The sequence below is a fragment of the Pectobacterium sp. CHL-2024 genome (genome assembly GCF_044751765.1).
GTDB classification, from domain to species: domain Bacteria; phylum Pseudomonadota; class Gammaproteobacteria; order Enterobacterales; family Enterobacteriaceae; genus Pectobacterium; species Pectobacterium brasiliense.
The window spans coordinates 361927-383167 of record NZ_JBIXKO010000001.1; the positions used below are offsets into that span (position 1 = coordinate 361927).

The 21241-nt window shown below is 51.9% G+C and carries 18 protein-coding genes; 10 read left to right on the top strand and 8 right to left on the bottom strand.

Annotated features, from left to right (window positions below; all coding sequences use genetic code 11):
• The first annotated feature begins 125 nt into the window (after positions 1-125).
• Positions 126-311, top strand: coding sequence for a hypothetical protein (locus tag ACIPUG_RS01540; protein ID WP_226300792.1), 186 nt, complete (start codon positions 126-128; stop codon positions 309-311).
• 412 nt (positions 312-723) lie between these two features.
• Positions 724-2676 (top strand): autotransporter domain-containing protein, encoded by a 1953-nt coding sequence (locus ACIPUG_RS01545; RefSeq protein WP_400337035.1) that lies wholly within the window; start codon positions 724-726, stop codon positions 2674-2676.
• Between the two features lie 46 nt (positions 2677-2722).
• Here the strand turns inward: ACIPUG_RS01545 and ACIPUG_RS01550 are convergent, their stop codons facing one another.
• Complete coding sequence (locus ACIPUG_RS01550; RefSeq protein WP_349906214.1) at positions 2723-3748, bottom strand: LacI family DNA-binding transcriptional regulator; 1026 nt, start codon at positions 3746-3748, stop codon at positions 2723-2725.
• Positions 3749-4230: 482 nt separating this feature from the next.
• Between ACIPUG_RS01550 and ascF the strand changes: the two genes are divergently transcribed.
• The 4 genes from ascF to ACIPUG_RS01570 all read left to right on the top strand — a co-directional run bounded on the left by ascF (position 4231) and on the right by ACIPUG_RS01570 (position 8633).
• Positions 4231-5691 (top strand): PTS cellobiose/arbutin/salicin transporter subunit IIBC, encoded by a 1461-nt coding sequence (gene ascF, locus ACIPUG_RS01555; protein WP_039467309.1) that lies wholly within the window; start codon positions 4231-4233, stop codon positions 5689-5691.
• Positions 5692-5731: 40 nt separating this feature from the next.
• Complete coding sequence (locus tag ACIPUG_RS01560) at positions 5732-7162, top strand: 6-phospho-beta-glucosidase (protein ID WP_039529257.1); 1431 nt, start codon at positions 5732-5734, stop codon at positions 7160-7162.
• A 234-nt stretch (positions 7163-7396) separates the two neighbouring features.
• The gene (gene hisN, locus ACIPUG_RS01565; protein ID WP_400337038.1) at positions 7397-8197 is read left to right on the top strand and encodes a histidinol-phosphatase; all 801 of its coding nucleotides are present in this window, start codon (positions 7397-7399) and stop codon (positions 8195-8197) included.
• Between the two features lie 49 nt (positions 8198-8246).
• Positions 8247-8633 (top strand): VOC family protein, encoded by a 387-nt coding sequence (locus ACIPUG_RS01570; protein WP_014915486.1) that lies wholly within the window; start codon positions 8247-8249, stop codon positions 8631-8633.
• Positions 8634-8742: 109 nt separating this feature from the next.
• Here ACIPUG_RS01570 and zinT read toward each other — a convergent pair whose 3' ends face one another.
• Positions 8743-9396, bottom strand: coding sequence for a metal-binding protein ZinT (gene zinT / locus ACIPUG_RS01575; RefSeq protein ID WP_268198872.1), 654 nt, complete (start codon positions 9394-9396; stop codon positions 8743-8745).
• A 197-nt stretch (positions 9397-9593) separates the two neighbouring features.
• Between zinT and zigA the strand changes: the two genes are divergently transcribed.
• The gene (gene zigA, locus ACIPUG_RS01580) at positions 9594-10817 is read left to right on the top strand and encodes a zinc metallochaperone GTPase ZigA (protein ID WP_400337041.1); all 1224 of its coding nucleotides are present in this window, start codon (positions 9594-9596) and stop codon (positions 10815-10817) included.
• A 654-nt stretch (positions 10818-11471) separates the two neighbouring features.
• Positions 11472-13328 (top strand): rhamnogalacturonan acetylesterase, encoded by a 1857-nt coding sequence (locus ACIPUG_RS01585; RefSeq protein ID WP_400337043.1) that lies wholly within the window; start codon positions 11472-11474, stop codon positions 13326-13328.
• 133 nt (positions 13329-13461) lie between these two features.
• Here ACIPUG_RS01585 and aztD read toward each other — a convergent pair whose 3' ends face one another.
• The 4 genes from aztD to aztA are packed head-to-tail and all read right to left on the bottom strand — an operon-like array spanning position 13462 to position 17309.
• Positions 13462-14712: a zinc metallochaperone AztD gene (gene aztD / locus ACIPUG_RS01590; RefSeq protein ID WP_400337045.1), complete on the bottom strand. Its 1251-nt coding sequence runs from the start codon at positions 14710-14712 to the stop codon at positions 13462-13464.
• A gap of 39 nt (positions 14713-14751) precedes the next feature.
• Positions 14752-15687: a zinc ABC transporter substrate-binding protein AztC gene (aztC, locus tag ACIPUG_RS01595; RefSeq protein WP_268198831.1), complete on the bottom strand. Its 936-nt coding sequence runs from the start codon at positions 15685-15687 to the stop codon at positions 14752-14754.
• 6 nt (positions 15688-15693) lie between these two features.
• The gene (gene aztB, locus ACIPUG_RS01600; RefSeq protein ID WP_040032089.1) at positions 15694-16584 is read right to left on the bottom strand and encodes a zinc ABC transporter permease AztB; all 891 of its coding nucleotides are present in this window, start codon (positions 16582-16584) and stop codon (positions 15694-15696) included.
• Complete coding sequence (aztA, locus tag ACIPUG_RS01605; RefSeq protein ID WP_400337048.1) at positions 16584-17309, bottom strand: zinc ABC transporter ATP-binding protein AztA; 726 nt, start codon at positions 17307-17309, stop codon at positions 16584-16586. Before aztA ends, aztB begins: the two co-directional genes overlap by 1 nt.
• Positions 17310-17602: 293 nt before the next feature.
• Between aztA and ACIPUG_RS01610 the strand changes: the two genes are divergently transcribed.
• Positions 17603-18019, top strand: coding sequence for a hypothetical protein (locus ACIPUG_RS01610; RefSeq protein WP_400337050.1), 417 nt, complete (start codon positions 17603-17605; stop codon positions 18017-18019).
• Here the strand turns inward: ACIPUG_RS01610 and ACIPUG_RS01615 are convergent.
• On the bottom strand, positions 18016-19161 hold the full coding sequence (locus tag ACIPUG_RS01615) for an AAA family ATPase (RefSeq protein ID WP_400337052.1): 1146 nt from the start codon (positions 19159-19161) through the stop codon (positions 18016-18018). The genes ACIPUG_RS01610 and ACIPUG_RS01615 overlap by 4 nt on opposite strands.
• Positions 19162-19166: 5 nt before the next feature.
• Complete coding sequence (locus ACIPUG_RS01620; protein WP_014915472.1) at positions 19167-20051, bottom strand: RNA ligase family protein; 885 nt, start codon at positions 20049-20051, stop codon at positions 19167-19169.
• A gap of 500 nt (positions 20052-20551) precedes the next feature.
• Between ACIPUG_RS01620 and ACIPUG_RS01625 the strand changes: the two genes are divergently transcribed.
• Entirely contained in the window at positions 20552-21145 is a 594-nt protein-coding gene (locus tag ACIPUG_RS01625) for a hypothetical protein (RefSeq protein WP_400337572.1), read from the top strand.
• Positions 21146-21241: the final 96 nt, after the last annotated feature.

The window sequence follows — 21241 nt, forward strand, 5'->3', positions numbered from 1 at the left end:
TATTCCCCCTGCTTGATTGTTCTATACTCAGTAGTAAGCAAGATAAGTTTTACTGGCAGATGAGATAAATAGGGGGAAGAAAAATGCTTGGTCTTAACCTAGTTTCTCCAGTGTCATATAGCACCATGCCTGACAAACCTGATCATGTTCAGGGCATTTCCCGCTCGTCGCAGCTGTCTGGTTACCCTAATCAGGACGCGTCTACCCGAACCCGGACGACGTACGACAATAGCGCGTCGGTCTTTAAGCCACCGATAGCCGATGGGGTTAATCGCCCAACGGAAAATAACCAGCTTAACGTTTACGTTTAAGATGGTATCAGACGGATAAAATGGGCAATCACGTGCTGTAAATGATCGTTTTCAGTGCGTGGGTTGCCTTCTTTTTTTCATTAAAGCCTCTTCATCAGAGTATCCTCACCAAACCCGTCGCGTTTCCATTCTTTTTCTTCCCTGTTAGCCACTTACCGTCTCCCGATGTCATACATGCTTAACCCTATGATTAATCAGAAATACACACTCACAAGCACTTGCTTTCATATTGTTGCTTATTGACATATTTCATCACATTTTCTTCTATGCCATAGCATTGGAATGAATATTGCTGCTATTTTCCTTTCTTTAACAAAGACATGACCTGGATAAGGTTCCTCTGGTGCCGTTGTTAAGAATGATAAATGGCGAGAATGACCAATGTTAATAATGAGAAAAGGGAGTGGTGTGCATGTTTAAGCAAGTGGCAGTGGCGGTAGGGATGGCGTGTTTATGTGTGCCGGCCTGGGCTTATGATTACGGCGATTATGCGAAAGAGACCGTGGATACGCTCATTAATGATTATCCGGGCCGCTATCGCGGTACGGCAAATTTTGCTGGTGCGGCGGATTGGATGACACAGCGTATGGCACCCGGTTACACCACCGTCAGGCAGGATTTCTCCTGGACGGCAGGCGGTACGACGCGTTCGTCACAGAATGTGCTTGCCTCTAATGTCGGGCTGAGCAGCGAATACATTATCACTGGCGCGCACTTTGATACTTTCTTCGGGCGGCCAACGCTACAAGGACTGGATGACAACGCGTCCGGCGCCTCGATCCTGACGGAAGTCGCGCGTAATTTTAGCGGTATTCAGACCGAAAAAACGCTGGTCTTTGCAGCGTTTGGCGCAGAAGAAGAAGGATTGCGCGGTTCGCGTGCGATGGTGAACGAACTGATTGCACAGGGAACTGCGGGCGACCTTAAGGCCATGATTAATATGGACAGTATGATCACTGGCGACAAACTCTACGCTCACGCTGGCGATAACAGCGTGGCGAATCCTGAACTAGCAAGTCTGCGTGAACAGACGCTGCGTATTGCGAATGAACTGGGCATCGAACTGTTGACCAACCCGGGATTGAATGCGGGATATCCGGCGGGAACGGGCTGTTGCAGCGATGGTGATAGCTTCAATGCGGCGTTTGATATTCCCGTGCTCTATATGGAGGCGACCAACTGGGATATCGGCGATCAGGACGGCTATACGCAAACCACAAATCCTGCGGTGCCGGGTGGTGCGACATGGCATGACCCCACGGTTGATAACGAAGCCTTTCTGACCAGCGCACTGGGGCAGGAACGTGTCGAGCAGCGCCTGCGTGACGTTTCGCGAGTAGTGACACGACTGCTGCTGGAAATCTCCAATACCGATTTATTGCATTCGGCGTATTCCGCCGCCGCGATGCAACAGGCGATGGAAGAAAGCCTGAAGCGTCAGCGCCAGTCGCTGAGCGATTTGCACAATCAGCGCTGGCTGCTGCTGCAAAATACCACTCGCAGCGCGGGTACGTTGGATACCGCGATTGGGATTGAGGGCGATGTGATTCCGTCAAAGGGCTTTGACCGCGCGCCGTCGCAGCGTTCCCGTCAGGCGATGGCTTACGCATTGGTGGATTATCAATTACGTGACGGTGTCACTATTGGTGGCAGTCTGAGCCTGCTGCGCAGCAAAGATAAACGTGAACGCAATGGGCATATTGAAAGCGATACCTGGCAAGCTGGCATCTATGGTTTGTTGAATCAGGGCGGGCCAGCCTGGTTGGGCAGCGAAATGACGGTAGGGCGAGCGGCTATTGAATCCCGCCGTTCGGTGTATCTGCAATCTGCGGGCGGTCCGGTTCTGTTGGACAACACGCTGGATGGCAACACCGAAGCGCAGTTCATCGGTGCCCGCATCACGGGCGGTTATGACTTCCCGCTGGGCAGTCTGCGCACCGGGCCAGTTGTCGGGCTGGATTATGCACGTTATCGCATCAATGCGTTTGATGATAAAGGAAATCTGCGGACTGGCGTACGGTATGAAAAACAGGATGTCGACTCGCTGGAAGCCAGTCTGGGTTGGCGTGTGCGCGGCAACATGGTATTCAGCAATAAAATGTCGTTGCAGCCTTATGCCACGGTGGCGTGGGTGCGTGAATTGGCCGACGGGCTTGATTCCAGCTTTACGGTGAAAGATCGCGTCGATGGTGCAAATCGCCGCATTGCGGTAGGGAAACAGGATAAGAACTTTGGTCAGGCGACGGTCGGTGTACAGTGGCTTGCGGCAGAGAACCTGAATCTGTATTCCGAAATCGGTAGCCGTTTCGGTCATCGGGATGGCGATCAAACGCGCTATAGCGTGGGTGTACAGTGGCAATTCTAAGTTTGTTGCCGTGAAAAACGGGGTCTGAAATGACCCCGTAGCGGACTCAAACGGGCTGATTACTGTACGGCCCGTTCTGAATGGAATCTCTGACCTGTAGCTCCGACAAGAATAGATTGTCTTTTGATAAATAGCCGCCATCCAGCATCGCGATCAGGCGGTTAATCACTTCGTTGATCATATCGCTCACCGGATCTTTGACGCTGGAGAGTGACGGCTTCAAAAACGGGGCGGTGGGAATATCGTCGAACCCGACGACAGAAACGTCGTGCGGCACGGCAACGCCAGCGTCATCCAGCGCTTTTATTGCGCCAATCGCCATATCGTCATTGCTGGCGAGAACGGCGCTGAACGAGACCCGGTTATCGCGTAGGGCGTTAATGGCAAGCGACCCGCTGCGCGGCGTCCATTTTCCTTTCACAATCAATTCATCCCGTACCGCGATATTGGCCGCCGTCAGGGCGTCTTTATAGCCGGAAAGGCGTTCGATAGCGGTCGGCGAATCCAGCGAACCGGTGATAAACGCGATATCTCTATGGCCGCGCGCAATCAGATGCTGCGTGGCGTTATAGCTGGAACCCTTGTGATCGCAACAGATGCAGTGGCTCTGGTGTTTCCGCAGTTTACGGTTAACCACCATGATCGGCTGTTTGTGCTTCTCGATGATGTCGTCCATTTCATCCACGGTGAGAAAACGGGGATAGATGATGATCGCATCACAGCGTAACCCCAACAGGAATTGAATTGCGGCGCGCTCTTCATCGGCGCTGTGTTTGCCATCGACCAGAATTAGCTGGCGCCCGTTGTCTTCCAGTTTCTTGGCGGCCTGTGACAGCAGCTCGTTAAAATAGCTGCCGTTATAGAGCGTGTTGGTTACCACCAAACCAATACAGGCGGATTTGCTGGTCGCCAGATTCCGCGCCAGTAAATTTGGCCGATATCCCGTCTCCTCAATGGCCTGATAGACCAGCGTTTTGGTTTCTTCACTGGTATAGCCTTTGCCCGATAGCACGCGCGACACCGTCGCTTTCGATACGCCTGCTTTCTTCGCCACTTCCTGCATTGTCGACATGGGACATCCTGAGACGTTGAGTACTCCCGTCATTTTACACACTTTATATCCGTCATACTTCAAGTTGCATGTGCGTTGGCTGCGCTTAGTCACCCGAATCACTTACCTGAGTAAGCTCATCGGGATGCCTTCGCTTGCCGCCTGCCTGAAACTCGAATTATTTAGGATATGGATCGGTAGCAGGATGATGAGTGCAGAACCGAAGCGATCGAGGGGAGTAACACGCTATTCATGACGATCGCGATCACATAAGAAAAATATTCATAACAAAATTATTGAAATTTCATTCATATATAAACACTATCATGTGGAACCGGTTACCCATCGGCGTTTCATCACGTTGCATGGAGCAGGGATACCGGCATGAATACTTTCATAACTGTATGAAATTGAATAATAAATGTGCGTGCATCAAGTGATATTGCCGTTTTGGACGTGTTGAATTGGGTGTAGCGTGCGCGATTACGAGAGATTGTCTATCCATGTCAAAGAATTATGCGGCTGTATCCCGTTCGATCGTCGATGCCATCGGTGGTGCTGATAACATCGCTGCCGTGACGCACTGTATGACCCGTTTGCGCTTTGTGCTGAAAGATAATGATGCGGCGAATGTGGCCGAATTGAAGGCGATAAGCGGCGTGTTGGGCGTCGTGAAAAATGATAACCAGTGTCAGGTTATCATCGGCAACACCGTTTCTCAGGCGTACGCCGAGGTGGTGAAGCTGCTGCCAGAAGGTGCTGGGGCTGAAAAAACCGTACCGGTGAACAATAAAATTACGCTGCGACGCATCGGCGCGGGCATCCTGGATGCGCTGATTGGCACGATGTCACCGCTCATTCCAGCGATTATCGGCGGCTCGATGGTGAAACTGCTTGCCATGATCCTCGACATGACCGGGCTGTTTGAGAAGGGTGCATCGACGATAACAATTCTGAACGTGATTGGTGATGGCGCGTTCTTCTTCCTGCCAATCATGGTGGCGGCGTCTGCAGCGGTAAAATTCAAAACCAATATGTCGCTGGCGATTGCTATCGCCGGGGTACTGGTTCATCCGACGTTTATCGATCTGATGGCAAAAGCGGCGCAGGGTCAGCAGGTAGTGTTTATGGGGCTAACCGTCACGGCGGTGAAGTATACCTACACCGTGATTCCGGCGCTGTGTATGACCTGGATTCTGTCTTACATTGAAAAATGGGTAGACCGCATCACGCCAGCGGTGACCAAAAACTTCCTGAAACCGATGTTAATCGTGCTGATTGCCTCTCCGATTGCCATTATGCTGATCGGCCCGATTGGGATCTGGATCGGTAGCGGTATTTCTGCGGTAGTGTATACCGTGCATGACTATCTGGGCTGGCTGTCCGTTGCCATCATGGGCGCTATTTGGCCGCTGCTGGTAATGACCGGTATGCACCGCGTGTTTACCCCGACTATCATTCAAACCATCGCTGAAACGGGTAAAGAAGGCATGGTAATGCCGTCTGAAATCGGCGCAAACCTGTCGCTTGGCGGTTCTTCACTGGCGGTAGCCTGGCGCACCAAAAACCCGGAACTGCGCCAGACGGCGCTGGCGGCCGCCGCCTCGGCCATTGTTGCCGGGATCTCTGAACCGGCGCTGTACGGTGTGGCTTTGCGTCTGAAGCGTCCGTTGATCGCCTGTTTAATTACTGGTTTTATCTGTGGTGCCGTTGCGGGTATCGGCGGGCTGGCAAGCCATTCAATGGCGTCGCCGGGGCTGTTTACCAGCGTGCAATTCTTCGATCCGACCAACCCGATGAGCATTGCCTGGGTATTCGGTGTCATGCTTCTGTCCGTCGTGATTTCTTTCTTCGTCACCTTGCTGTTGGGCTTTGAAGACATCCCAGTCGAAGAAAAACCGGAAGAGAAACGCGTACAGGGCGATGAGGTTTCCGCGCCGCAGCACGCAGTGAACACGAATTAAATTAAGCACTAATTAGCTGAAGTACGAAGGAGAAGAGCGTATGTCTGCATCAACATTTCCCAATGGGTTCTTATGGGGGGGCGCGATTGCGGCCAATCAGGCAGAAGGCGCGTACCTTGAAGGCGGTAAAGGGCTGACGACGGTAGATATGATTCCCCACGGCGTGAATCGTCTGCCGGTGAAACTGGGGCAAGAGCCGCGTTTCGCGCTGCGCGAGGATGAGTTTTATCCCAGCCATCAGGCGATCGATTTCTATCATCGCTATAAAGAAGATATCGCGCTGATGGCGGAAATGGGGTTCACGGTGTTCCGTACCTCCATCGCCTGGAGTCGACTCTATCCGAACGGCGATGAGCTGACGCCCAACGCGGACGGCATCGCCTTTTATCGTGATGTGTTTGCCGAGTGCAAGAAGTACAACATCGAGCCGCTGGTGACGCTGTGCCATTTCGATGTGCCGATGCATCTGGTCACCGAGTACGGTTCATGGCGTAACCGGAAAATGGTGGAGTTCTTCGCCCGCTATGCTCGTACCTGTTTTGAAGCCTTTGACGGGCTGGTGAAATACTGGCTGACGTTCAATGAAATCAATATTTTGCTGCATAGCCCGTTTTCTGGCGCGGGGCTGGTCTTTGCCGAAGGGGAAAATCAGGAGCAGGTGAAATACCAGGCGGCGCACCATGAACTGGTGGCGAGCGCGCTGGCAACGAAGATTGCGCATGAAGTTAACCCAGAAAATCAGGTCGGCTGTATGCTGGCCGGTGGTAATTTCTATCCGTGGTCGTGCAAACCGGAAGATGTCTGGGCGGCGCTGAATAAAGATCGGGAAAACCTGTTCTTTATCGACGTGCAGGCACGCGGCACCTATCCGGCGTATACCGGCCGTCTGTTTAAAGAGAAGGGCATCACGATTGCCTCTGAGCCGGGCGATGATGAGATTCTCAAGAACACGGTAGACTTTGTGTCCTTCAGCTATTACGCCTCCCGCTGCGCCTCGGCGGATATGAACGAGCACAACAGCAGCGCGGCGAACATCGTGAAGTCGTTAAAGAACCCGCACATCAAGGCGAGTGAATGGGGCTGGGGAATCGACCCGCTGGGCCTGCGCATCACCATGAACATGATGTATGACCGCTATCAGAAGCCGCTGTTTTTGGTAGAGAACGGGCTGGGTGCGAAGGACGAGATTAACGCACAGGGCGAGATTGATGATGACTATCGCATCAGCTATCTGCGCGAGCACATCAGCGCGATGGCGGACGCCATCGGCGACGGTATTCCGGTCATCGGCTATACCTCATGGGGCTGTATCGATCTGGTCTCTGCCTCCACCGGCGAAATGAGCAAACGCTACGGCTTTATCTATGTCGATCGCGATGACCGAGGTGAAGGCACATTAGCCAGAAAGAAAAAGAAATCGTTCTACTGGTATAAGAAGGTGATTGCCAGCAACGGTGCTGACCTGAGCTAAAGGTAATAAGGTTACTCAGCGATTCCTGCTATAGCCCCCTGACGGAGACGTCTGGGGGCTATTTTTTTACAAAAATGCGAAGAACGTGAATTGTGGTGGTCTGCTTCTTTGTGCATAATCGAGCGAGTTAATTATGCAAAATAGCGCATAATCGAGCTATAGTGAGCATTGCGGTATATCACCGTCAGTACTCAACAACGCCGTTATGCCAACGCGATAGGAAGGTAAAACACCATGAGTCAGTCGCTTCCCGATATTACCTTTTTTCATGAACTCGCCACGCTGGCGAGTCAGGAAACGTTACCGCGTTTTCGTTCCCTTACCGCCAACCAAATCGATACGAAGCCAAAAGAGGGCTTTCGCTTTGATCCGGTCACGGAAGCCGACCGGGAGGCTGAGCGGGTCATCCGTGAGCACATCACGTGCTATTACCCCGATCACGCGATCATGGGCGAAGAATTTGGCCTGAGCGGGGAAGGTCCGGTGCGTTGGGTTTTAGATCCCGTCGATGGAACCCGGCCTTTCTTATGTGGACTACCCGTGTGGGGAACGCTGATTGGCCTGTTGCACCATGAACGCGCCGTGATGGGGATGATGAGCCAGCCGTTTAGCGGAGAGCGCTTCTGGGCCGATGGTTCACAGGCGTGGCGCAGCGATTGGCATGGGGAAATGCGTTTAAGCACGCGCAAAGGCGTGTCGCTCGAACAGGCGATTCTTCACACCACCGCGCCGGAAGCGCTGGCTATGCACCCCGCGGTTCGCTTCGCAGATCTGGCAGAGAGCACGCTCATGACGCGCTACGGCGGTGAGTGTTACGCGATGGCGATGCTGGCGGCAGGCCAGATTGATATCTGTGTGGAATTTGCATTGCAGCCCTACGACATTGTTGCGCTGATCCCGATTATTGAGCAGGCGGGCGGCATCATTACCGATCTCAACGGACAACGAGCGGAAGCGGGCGGCACGGTAGTCGCGACTGGTAACCCCGAGCTACACCAACAGGTGTTAGCCATTCTGAATAGAACGCGGTCATAACCGCTTGTTTGTAAAACCAGCAAAAGACAACGGCTAATAAGGAATCATGATGAAAGTAGCACACGTGGCGTTATGGACCGCCGATCTGGCCGCGCAGGCGGCATTTTGGCAAGAATTCTTCTCCGCTCAGGTGGGGGAAAAGTATGTGAGCCGGAATCGCCCCGGTTTTGAATCACATTTTGTTCAACTGAGTGAAGGTGCATCTATTGAGCTGATGACGCTGCCGGTGCTGGCAGAAGCGCTAACCAATAAAGAAGGCTGCGGCTGGGCGCACGTCGCGATTTCGGTCGGGAGCAAAGCGGATGTGGAAGCGTTAGCCAGCAAAGCGGCGGAACGCGGCATTCTGGTTGCCCAACCGCGAATGACGGGAGACGGATTTTACGAAGCGATCGTCAGCGACCCAGATGGTAATCTGATTGAGATAACCTCAGACTGATTCGGCACGTTTTCGTATGCTGCATAAACTGCCTTCATTCCTCTGGCGTTGGGTCAGAAGGCATAGCCTGAAACGGACCATTGCCTTCTGATAAGGGATTCAACGTCTGTTAATGATGCAGCAGCTCATCAACAACCTGATCGCTGGTGAGCTGATAGGGGTAATACGTTGGCCAGTTGTCCATTTCTTTGAGAATCTCTTCTTGCGACGTATTGCCCATAAAAATATGGAAATGGGCGGATTTACGCGGCGCAATGGTGTGATCGCTGAACTGAACGTATTTCGGTGCTTTTGACTGGGCATCTTTACATTCAAACAGATAGCGAACGCCTTTTTTACCCGATACATAGGTCAGGATCTTATGCCCAGAATAGTCGTAATGGCATGAGGTCACTTCGCCATCTTTGTAGAACGTCATTACGCCATTGTCGATTTTTATTTCTGAAACATTGGTGGCGTAACCTTTGCGGTAATAATCTTTAACCTGTTCAAATGTTTTGCTTTTATCATTTTCCGCTTTCTTTTTGAACACGGGATCCATCTCACCCGATAGCATAATCGGGTAGACCGATTGCCACATTCCTTCCCAGTCGGTAAGCGCTCTGTCTTTTACATCGCTGTCATTGAAAACGCCATTGGATGCTTTCTTTTCAATGTCGCTCATGGGCGCACCATGTGAATGAGCGTGAGTATGACCATGAGAATGGTTATGCGAATGATCGCCATGCGCGGCGACCTGACCGGTTACGAAGAGCGCCCCCAAGGCGAGTACAAGTTTCTTAATATTATTAGACAAAATCAAACCCTCAATGATTTTCCATGATTGAATTGTTATGTTATAACATATCAAATAACGCATAGAAAGATTATCGCAATGCGTGTTTAAAAGCGAAACATTCGTGGTGATGAATCATTCCGAAGCAGAAAAGTAACAATGCAAATCATTAGAGAGTGTGAAATATGGCTGACGTTGTAGCTCGACAGAAAGCAGATGCAAGACTACCTGTGACCGTACTATCCGGTTTTCTCGGCGCCGGAAAGACCACGTTACTTAACCATATTCTGAATAATCGTGCTGGCCGCCGCGTCGCGGTGATCGTCAACGACATGTCAGAAGTGAATATTGATGCTGCACTAGTGAGAGAGGGTGGCGCTGAGCTTTCACGGACGGACGAAAAGCTGGTTGAAATGAGTAACGGCTGTATCTGTTGCACGTTGCGTGAAGATCTCCTGATCGAAGTTAATCGGCTGGCGAAAGAAGGGCGTTTTGATCAGTTGGTCATTGAATCAACCGGTATTGCGGAACCACTTCCGGTCGCGGAGACATTCACGTTTGCGGGTGACGATGGGGAAAGCCTCTCTGAAGTGGCTCGGCTGGATACGATGGTGACCGTTGTCGACGGATATAACTTCTTAAAAGATTACACGTCGGTTGACAGCATCCATTCACGCGGAGAATCGCTAGGAGAAGGTGACGAGCGCAGCGTTGTGGATTTGCTGATCGACCAGATCGAGTTCTGCAATGTCATTATCCTCAACAAAACCGACCTGATTGATGCGGCGCAACAGCAGAAGCTGGTTGCGATTATCCGCTCACTGAATCCGGGAGCAAAAATACTTCATGCACAATTTGGCGCTGTGCCGCTGAACGAGGTGCTCGACACGGGATTGTTTGATTTCGACAAGGCGGCGCAGGCTCCCGGATGGTTGAAAGAGCTACGCGGCGAGCATACGCCTGAAACGGAGGAATATGGCATCACCAGTTTTGTTTTCCGCGCGCGTCGGCCGTTTCATCCTGCCCGTTTCGCGCAGGTTATGGAAAATTCGCTCACCGGGGTTGTCAGATCTAAAGGCTATTTTTGGTTGGCAAGCCGTCCGGAATATGCCGGATCGTGGTCTCAGGCTGGTGGCGTAGCGCGTCAAGGACTGGCTGGTTCATGGTGGGTCAGTGCGCCAAAAGAAAGGTGGCCAACAGATAGCGAGTCGCTGGATTACATTCGTTCCATTTGGGTGGATGGCGTGGGCGATGCGCGGCAGGAACTGGTGTTTATCGGTATCGATATGGATGAACAGGCGCTGCGAGCCCGCCTGGATGCTGCACTGCTGACGGACAAAGAAATGACCGAAGGTCTGGCGATGTGGGTATCTTATCCTGATCCGATAGAGCCATGGTTTGCGTCATAAACGTGTGGGGAAGGTAAAAAGGGCCTGATTCTTCAGGTGGTGGAAGATTTATCGTCCCCGTGTGTGTCGAGGACGATAAATTTTTCGATGAAAAAACCGCAGTTTGGTGCAGAAAAAACGATATCACAGAATACGAGATATCGTTTACCGCGCTGCGGCTGTGCCAGAGTAACCCTTCTTCACAACGAGTAAGGTGCATTCCAGATTGAATTCGGAAGAAAATAGTCGTTTTATTTTCTTAATAATGAAGTCACTTATTACATTTACCGCTGAATAATAAAAATCATTGTTTTTATTATTAGTTCAGTCTGTATAACGATTATTTAAAAATAAAACTATCGCCTTCGTGCACGGCGAACGATACGAGAACGCCACCTCATCATTGAAATACGGAAATGATTGCAGTGATTATTAGCCAATTGCCCAAGCCATATCCCATTTCTACCAAGGATAGTCATTACATACGCAAGCGGTAGCACGGTGAATGCCATAAAACACGATGCATTGGATAGCAATCTAATGAAATGCTTCTGCAACAATATGAAGAAATAGGGGATATCTATTTTTAGTGATGTTCGCCACATAATAATAAGTTATATCGCGAAATATTATGGCGCACTCTTGCCTCACGAATATACTGGTGAATGACCTCCAGTGAATCAGCATAATGGTTTTGGCAACGCGTTAATAGCGGTAGCCAGTGTGGTCATTGATGACAATACAATTAAAAAATGGAGAGAATATTACATGAAGTATCCTACTTTATTTGGAGCATTAGCCCTGAGTGTTTTCGTTAATGCCTACGCAGCAGGCGGTAATGGGGATTCCTCGACAGTGAGTTATTCCAATTCGCAATCTAGCGTGAGCGCCACTAAACCAAGCAATCAAAAAGCCGTCACGATCCATATGCTTGGTGACTCAACAATGACACACTATACGGATGCCCGTAGACCGCAGATGGGATGGGGTGAAGCGATGCCCCAATTCTTCAATTCAAACGTCACCGTTAAAAACTGGGCGCTTGGCGGGCGTAGTTCGCGCAGTTTCTTTTACGAAGCCACACGTTGGCCAGAGATCTTGCCTCAAATTAAGGCTGGCGATTATGTCATTATACAGTTTGGGCACAATGACCAAAAAACGGACGCTAGCTATGCAGCATACGGTACTTATGCATATTGTAGCGATGGAACAACCGATGGTGAGAAGTGTTCAGGCGCGCCGGATGCGATTGATCCGACAGTAGATAAATCGGAGCACTCGTACTATCAATTTTTGAAAAGGTATATCACTGCGGTTAAAGCGAAAGGCGCATACCCTATTCTGATGACGCCGATTGTACGCAAATACTTTGCAGGCACGACGATCAAGCCAGAAGGCCTCCACAATGTGGGTGTCAAGAATGGCGAGATCTATGAACGTGGCAATTACCCGGCAGCGATGAAAAAGGTTGCCGCTAAATACAATGTGCCGCTCGTCGACCTCACGACGGAAACCAAAACTATCGTAGAGGCTTACGGTGATGCTGCCGCCAAGGCAAATTTATATATTGCGGCGGATAGTACACACCCACAAATTCTGTTCGCCAATTTGATTGCCAAGCGCGCCGTCGAGGGAATGTCCAGGTTGGGCATTTTGAAGAATTACATGGTGTCTGTTACTTCGCTGATCGCCAGCCCGAACCCTCTTGCATGGGGTACGCGCTACACTGGGGTTGCGACGACTAAGGAGATGACGGTTTCCGCCTTCGATCTGAACCCGGATGTGGGCACGGTGACGGTTCAGTCTCCTTCTAAGAATTTTGAACTGTCGTTCGATCAAACGGCGTGGAAGTCGTCACTCAACCTTCCATACACGAATGGTTCTTTTACAAAAACCGTGTATGTCCGTTTCAAGCCGTCCGATGCCGTAGATTACAACAAGGTCATCTCGTTTACTCTTGGTTCGTCTACCATCGGTTCTCTAGCCGTATCGGGCAAGGGAGTACCGGCGGGAGCAGGTCTTGATTCTTACGCGTCCTGGCTTAGCTCGGGTTCATCGCTGGCACCTACCACAGATGGAATACTGACAGCAACGGATGCCACAGTAAGCAATCTAACGACCACAGCGGCCAAGGTGATGGCAGTCGATGGTCAGGATACGAGCGTAGTTCGCTATGTCGTGGATACTTGGACATCGCGTGACAATACAAAATATCTGCAATTCATGGCGACACCGACAGGTTCGTTGAACGCGAACAAAATATCAATGTATTACGCGACAAGCGGCGGTTCGACAGTGCAAGCCGATATGGAGTACTCGACCGATAACATCAAGTGGACGCGCCTCAATGGGAGCAAACCCTTGTCTTCAGCGAAAGATGTGATGACATACGTCGAGTATGACAACCTTGCCATCCAGGTGCCGTCAGGCAAATCCTTGTATATCCGGATCTATCCGTGGAACACTGCGGGCACAGCGGGTAAATCCCTCGCGTTGTATGGCGTGAAGGTGACAGGTAAAGTCTCTAAGTAAGAAAACGTGATGAAAAGGTCGTAGCCATGCGGCAACCTTTCAGAACGGTGACAACGTCTAAAGCCCGCATATTTCGCGGGCTTTCTTCATGGTGTCTAGAAACTCCCAGCTTAGCTGGGGGGCCGTCTAAGTCTTAATGCTGATGGGAATGGCCATGCTCATGGTCGTGGGAGTGACCGTGTTCATGCACTTTGCCTGAACCGCCAACGGCAACAATATTGAAAGGATGTCCCTGTACTGTAATCGCACGGGTTTCTTTCAAATCCACCGCGTTCAGCACGTGAATTTTGCTCTTCAGAGGGTCGGTAATATAGATATTGTCAGCCGCAACCGCGATACGTGGACGCGGGTCGTTCCAGTGACCGTCCATAGAGTATGGCTCCGTGACGCGCACTGATTTGGTAATTTCCCCCTTCAGCACATCAACCTGATTTAACTTGCCATCTTCCGTAAAGACGTAGGCGAATTTCGGACGTACCGGGTCGACGGCAAAATGTACGCGGCGGGTCGGTAGTTGCACCAGGCGGAAACTTTGGGCTTCGGTTGGGTCGATAAGCACAATGCGATCTGGACCATAGTTACCGATGAAATACTGCATACCTTTGCCACCGATAAGCGTGGAGACGCTGCCTTTCGGTAATGTGCTGGAGTAAGGCAGATGGCGTATTTCAGGCGTATCACCTTTCTGAGTGATCAGCAGCAGACCGGTTTCGCAGGACAGGGCGTAAGTGTCACCGGAACCGGCAGAACCATGCAGACCTGGGCAGGCCACATTGTCGCCGACAGTTTTACTATCCAGGCTAATCACTCGGGCACCAATCGGACGTTTGGACGCGTCTTCTGGATTCGGGACAGAGACAACGGCATGGTTGTCATATGGCACGGCAACACCATGATGCGGGGCGCTGACGAACACGCGTTTCGCATCATTGACGCCATCCAGCGCGGCGGCTTCGCTATAGACCATCGTGTAGCGTTCGCCGTCAAACCACTGAGCAACCTTACCCTGACGCTCAACGAAGTGACCCGGTTTGCCGCCAGTTAGCTGAGTTTTCAGTAGGTTGGGTTCATCGATGTCAATATCAGCGTGATCGCCGTGATCGTGAAACGAGATCCCAGAGCCGATCATCGATACGGAGCCTGCGCTGCCCTGAACGGCATATACCGTAGCCCCACTTTCACTGCGATAGAGCGCCGCGGGCCCTTTCAGATCGAAGGACGTCAGTTTGTCGCCATCAAGGGCGTCAATCACATTCACCACAGGCTTATCGTGATCGGCAACGAACAAACGCCAGGCGGTAACGTCCTCTTCTGCTGCCATTGCCGAGCCAACTGAGCCCAGCAAAAGCGCTGAAATGGACAGCGGTAATAAACGCTTTTTCATGTAGTTCTCCATTATAAAATAGTCCGAATTTGGATGAGGTTAGGGGACGTGTTTGCCGTCCGTCAGCGCAGACACGATGGTGTTGACGTTGTGCTGCATCATGTCGATATAGGTCGGGGCTGGGCCAGAAGGGCCGGAGAGTGCGTCGGAATAGAGCACACCCGCGACGGATAAACCGACTTCGGAGGCAATTTGCTCCACCAGACGTGGGTTTGAGATATTCTCCGCGAAGACCGCAGCGGCATGATTTTTCTTTATCTCGCGCAGAATACCGGCGACATCTGCGGCAGAGGCTTCAGACTCGGTCGATACTCCCTGAGGGGATAAAAAGTGAATGCCGTGCTCGTGTTCGAAATAGCGAAAGGCATTGTGACCGACCACGACGGTACGACGTGATTCCGGGATACGGGCTAGCGCGTTATTAATATTTACGCTAAGTTTGGTCAGTTTTTCCTCATAGGTTTTAGCATTCGCCTGATAAGTTTCGCAGCCGCTTTTATCCGCTGCGCAAAACGCGGCGGTAATGTTTTTCACGTAGATATGCGCATTGGGCAACGACTGCCAGGCGTGGGGATCGAAAGGTGCGGCGTGAAACACGGCTTTGCCATTGTAGAAATGGTAATGACCACCGGCAGGGTCGCGAATAATTTCCGCACCGTTTGTCGCTTCAATGACCGGCGCTTTACTCTCACTGGCCTGAATGAGCCGGTTGATAAAGCCCTCGAACTGTAATCCGTTGATTAAGATCACGTCAGCTTTGGCCATGGCAATCGCATCCGCTGGGGATGGCTCATAGACGTGCGCATCGCTGTCGGGGCCGACGAGGGTACGCAGTTCAATACGATCCTGACCGATATTCTTCGCCATATCGCCAAGGATGGAGAAGCTGGCGATGACGTTAAGCCTGGCGCTAGCCTGTAGCGGCAACGACAGCGAAAGCAGAACGGCGACGCCAAGCGTCGTGATAATTCTCATGATGATTTACTCCGTGCGGGAAGGGCGCGTGTTAGCTAAGGAAGCGTGAGGATGGCGTCGGGCGTTTTTCATCATCGCTACGCCGGTTGAGGCCAGATAGAAAACGCCGTTGGCGAGAATAATGGCTGGGCCTGATGGCAGCGAATAATGGTAGGAGAACAGCAGGCCGGAAATGCAGGCCACCATGCCAATCAACACCGAAACCAGACAAAGTGTGATGACGCGCCGAGTCCAGAAGCGAGCGGTGACGGCAGGGAGGATCATCAAACCTACCGACAGCAGCGTGCCCAGCGCCTGATAGCCTGCCACGAGGTTTATCACCACCAGCGTGAGAAATAGAAAATGAACCGGTGAGCCGAGTCGGGACACGGCGCGTAGGAACAGCGGGTCCAGGCACTCGGCAATGAGCGCACGCCACAGCAGCGTCAGTGCCAGCAAAGAAACAGCAGACACCGAGGCGATCAGAATCAACGCCTCCGCATTCAGCGCCAAAACGGAACCAAACAGAACATGCATCAAGTCAACGCTCGATCCACGTAGCGAGACGATAAGTACCCCGAGCGCCAGCGAAATAAGGTAAAACGCCGCCATAGAGGCATCTTCCTTTTGTACCGTCAGCCGCGATACCACTCCGGCACCTATTGCTACCACTAATCCGGCGACCATGCCGCCGAGTGTCATCGGAATGATTTCCAGTCCGTAGAGCAGAAAACCAATAGCGGCACCGGGCAGCACCGCGTGGGACATGGCATCCCCCACCAGGCTCATACGACGTAGGGTTAGGAATACGCCCACCGGACACGCGCTGAGCGACAGTAATAGCGCGCCCACTAACGCTCGGCGCATGAAGCCGAATTCAACAAACGGATTAATAAGCAGGTCGTAAAGCCAGAGCATTATCGACCTCCTGCCGCGTACCGTGCGGTATTATGCTGACAGAAGACGGGTGAGTGCAGGCTATGCTTCATCACCTCTTCGGTTTTTCCCCAGGCGACCACCGTGCCGTTGACCATCAATGTCTCAGGAAAATGGCGAAGTACCAGTTCAGGATCGTGGATCACCACGATGACCGTACGTTGTTGGGCGTGCCAGCTTTTAATCAGCGCCAGCATCTCTTGTGTGGTCGCGGTATCAATCGCATTAAAGGGCTCGTCGAGCAAAATGATACTGGCATTCTGGACGATCACCCGCGCAAACAGAGCACGCTGAAACTGCCCCCCGGACAGGGCGCTGAGTGGCTTATTATCAAAACCGGCCAGCCCGACGGCGGCAAGCGCTTGGGATATACGCACTCGATCGTCACGGCGATGCCAGCGTAGCAAACCTCGATCTTGCCAGAGTCCCAGCGATACCAGATCGCGGACGCTGGCAGGAAAGCTACGATCCAGTTCCGACAGCTGTGGCAGATAAGCGATGCGTGCACCCGAAGCGATACGGCAGAAGCCCGATAGGGGTTGTAGTATTCCGGCAATCCCTTTCAGGAGTGTTGATTTACCTGAACCGTTTGGTCCGACGACCGCCGTCAGGGAGCCAGTGTGTACCGAACCGCTGACAGCGCTCAATGCTGGATTTCCATCGTAACCGAGGGCTAGTTCTTCGAGCCGTACTGCAAAATCCGTCATCTCAGTAATGTTCCATTTCAGCGTCAACAATTGAAATGTTATAACGTTACATTAATGAATGTAAATATCTACGACGCCTTTTACTGCAAAAGCTGAGTACGGTATGAAAATCAACCCAATAAAAACCTACTGAGCGCAGGAAAAATCCCTGCCGATGTTTTTGATTACATCGAAATGTTTTATAACAGTAAATGTCGACATGGCTTGCGTCGCCAGATGCCACTGACTGAATATGAGCAACCGTATTATTAATGACTCGACGTTGCCTGAATTGGGATAGGGGAATGCATAGTATGCTGCACAAACTGCCTTCATTTGATCGGCAACATACCGCGATGCTGATTTACGCTGGTGAAATTCGGTTCGGTCCGCCTTATTTTTCGCTCTCCATCGACGGGAAAGCACTGGACGATCGTGTTTTCGGCAAGGACATGCTGTGGTCGCCGGATTCGCGTTATCTTGCGGTGCAAGAATGGCTCTCTACGGCGGAACGCGACGGCCCGCAAACGGCTTTACTCTGTGTTGATGTACTCGAAGAAAGGCAATGTCAGGTTTCTCAGGCTGCAGGGGGATTTATCGTCCCCATGCGCTTCGAGGACGATAAACTGATCTATGAAAAACAGTATTTTGGTGCAGAAATAAACGGTGCTACGGAATACGAGATCCCATTTACCGCGCTTTCGCGCTGGAGTACGTTGCGGCTGCGTTAGCTTTCATAGCTAACCGCATGCGCTTCTGTCGGTGCGGGAAGCTCCCATTTCGTCAGCATACCTTGCAGCGTTTTATTGCTCAATGTGGTGTCCCGTTTCCCGTTGCGGCGCAGTAATTCCTGACGCGGGCGCTCCAGATAGACAATCTCCACTTCTGCGCCGTAGGCGTAGCACAGATCCAACGTGCGGGTACGCATTTGCTGGCTCAGATGCGTGGCGTTCCACACGAACGATTCATGCGTTCGCAGCAGTGAGCGTGCTTTGTCGGTCGCCCAATGCACCGCTTTTCCTTCGTTTTCGCCGTGTTTCAATCCCAACTCGGTTCGCGCATCGTCGAAAGAAACTACGGGTAAATCGTGCCGATGCGTCCGCACCCAGGTGTCCTTTCCCGATGCGGGCAAACCGCACATCACGGTGACTTTCGAACCCGGCTCCTGAAACAGTGGATAATCTGGATGCACATCGGCTCCGCGAAAATAGCTCAGGCGCGTGTGAGCATCGACAAACGATCTCGGTTGGCCGTAACAGCCTTCTTCCCGCGCCAGCTCGCAAAACAGCTCGATACTGTCGAGCACGCGCGCTTGATCCTGACAGATGCGACCACGCATATCGGCTTCCGCCAGCGTTGCCAGCAGCGGAATGCTCAACTGCCAAGAGAGTTCGCGAATCGTAAAGATCGGCGACATCCGACGGCGTTCATCCTCAAGGCAGTAAAACGGCACCTGATGCACCGAAATTAATCGGCAAATCGTTTCCCGAATCGCAAACGGAACGCCTGCATCCCACAGCAGCACCCGGGCGTCGATAGCACCTTTGCGCGAGTGTCCCGGCTGACCTATCTGGCCCGTTATCGGGTCAATCACCGTCGTGCGGTATTTTGCAACGTCATGCAGCAACGCGGCAAAAAACAAGATTTCCTGCTGTTCGCGCGTGGCTGTCTGGTAATCAGGAAGCTGCAAGAGCGACTCGACCACCATGATGGTGTGTGTCCAGACATCACCTTCACCGTGATAACGCGGTTCCTGCGGCGTCTCTTTAGCGCGTTGAAGTACTGGAAACGCGTCCAGACAATCAGCAAAATCTGGCTGTGCGCCAGAGGCGGGGACCAACCCCCTGATGGTATTCCAATCCATGATAATCATACTCCTTACTTATCGGGCATCGCGGCGACGAGCGCGTCTAAAGAACGCAGCGTATTCAGCCCCAGCATTTCCCAAGATACGGTTGGACAGGGCGCGTACAGATCAACGCCGTCAGCCAGTTGGTTCGGCAAAATCGGGCGCCGGGAATGATGCGAGCCGCTGTCCAAAATGGTCTGGATGAAGTCATGGCGTACCAGCTTGTAACGTGCCAGTACCTGTTCATCATCTTCAACTTTTAAATAAAGGCCTTCCGAACGGTCCGATTTATCGGTTTGCTGCCAGCACAGCGCGAGCGGCAAACCTTCACGCTGCACGGTGGATTCAAACGCGGTCTTCCAGTTCTGGCTTTTCGCCAGCGAACGGAACACCAGCTTCCACAGCAATGCCGGATTTGTTGGCATCTCCCCAGCGTAAAGCACCGGAACGGACAACACGGGTGAACCGGCCAGCATTGCGTGCCGGCGCGCCGTCGATAAAAAAATGCCGTCACGACGATCGTAAATATCAAATTCGTGAAAGTAGTGCGGCAACCGGTCGTAAAACACGGAATGCTTGCTGTACGCCCATTCGCCGTACATCACGAAACGGTCTTCCAGCAGCTCAAGAAAACGCATTTCGTGCGCAGTAGCCCAGAGCTTGAACTGGTTGAACTGCCGTTCCCGTGAGCCACCAGCCAGATAGTGGCCGCGCGACTGGAGCAGGAGTTCCGCCGTTTCATTGAAAGACACGCCGCTGTTCGCGCCGTCGATCTTTTCTTCGATCACGACGTAACGGCCTGCCAGCGCTTTCAGTGCAATTTGGTCCGACGCATCATCGCCAGACTGTAAACGCGAACCTTCCAGATGCGGGGTACGTGGATACTTTAATAATGGTATTGAATGTAAATACATGTTTTTCGCCTGCTGCGTTATTGGCACAGCCAGGCCCATCTACGGTAAAAAAGAGGGCCGACGAACGTGTTCTGGCGCGAGTCAATAGACTGTCCACTGACATTCCAGAGGTCAGAGTCGCGGGGGAGGAAGCGGGAGGTTCGTTTTCTGCTCCGCACAATAGCGGGGAAAACAGGGAACTCGTACCGCAGCCAACGCTGGCGCAGACTGCGCCGAATCGAGGCTGCTTAATGCAGTCGTCGGCGGTTAGTGGGGGGCTGACGTACAGGGCACTTTAGGGCTCCAAATGACACATTGGGGGTGAGTAAACGGCGCGATTCTAGCGAAGGAATTCTCCGACAACAAGTTTTTGTATAAAAAATGCTATTCTTTCCTGTAGTTGTAGAATGCGTTGTCGCGTGTAAACGTGGTAAAAAGGCCAGAGGCTATCGACGTTAGCGTGATAAGAATAGCGAGTGGTGGGATAGGGGAATGCATACAATGAATAGCAGGGGAATATGATGAAAATCAGTGTGATAAAAAAAGGGATTGTGGGTCTGTTACTGGTGCTGCCGCTGTACGGTGTCGCAGAGACAAAAGATCCAGATTTGTTCGTTGGCTATACCACGCAGGATCTTACCGACGCATTACCTGCGGAGCTATTGAATATGATTCAGCGGGACAAAGTGGTCGATGCGGCAAACCACATGGTGCAGACCGAGTATGTTGACCCTACGACAGGCAATAAGGCGTTGGTTTCATTGTTCATGCTGCCGCCTGATAAAGATGGGAATGTCCCTATTGCCTCCAAGCCCAGCGATCTGGATGCAGTGATTGCCAGTACCGAAAAAGAGATGCTGCGCCAGCGCATTAAACCCGACCAGCGTGCAGGAAAAATTGATGATGCGACGCCTTTTCGCTGCTTACAAACGATTCTGAATAACAAGGTTCTGCATTCACTGTGCTCGACGCTGATTAAAGGGCGCGTACTGGAAGTGCAGGCAATCAATACAGTTGAAAATATTCAGGATGAAGCCGGGCTGAATAAGGTCATCGGGCAACAAAATGAATTTGTTATCGGGATGGGAAAAACGCTGCTGGCGCTTAAAAAGTAATCCGTACTGACGCCGCAGGCAAACGTCAGCGGTGACAGGCCGCCACGGTTTCTCATCAACATTCCTGAGCGAAGGCGAATACCTTCGCTTTTTTTG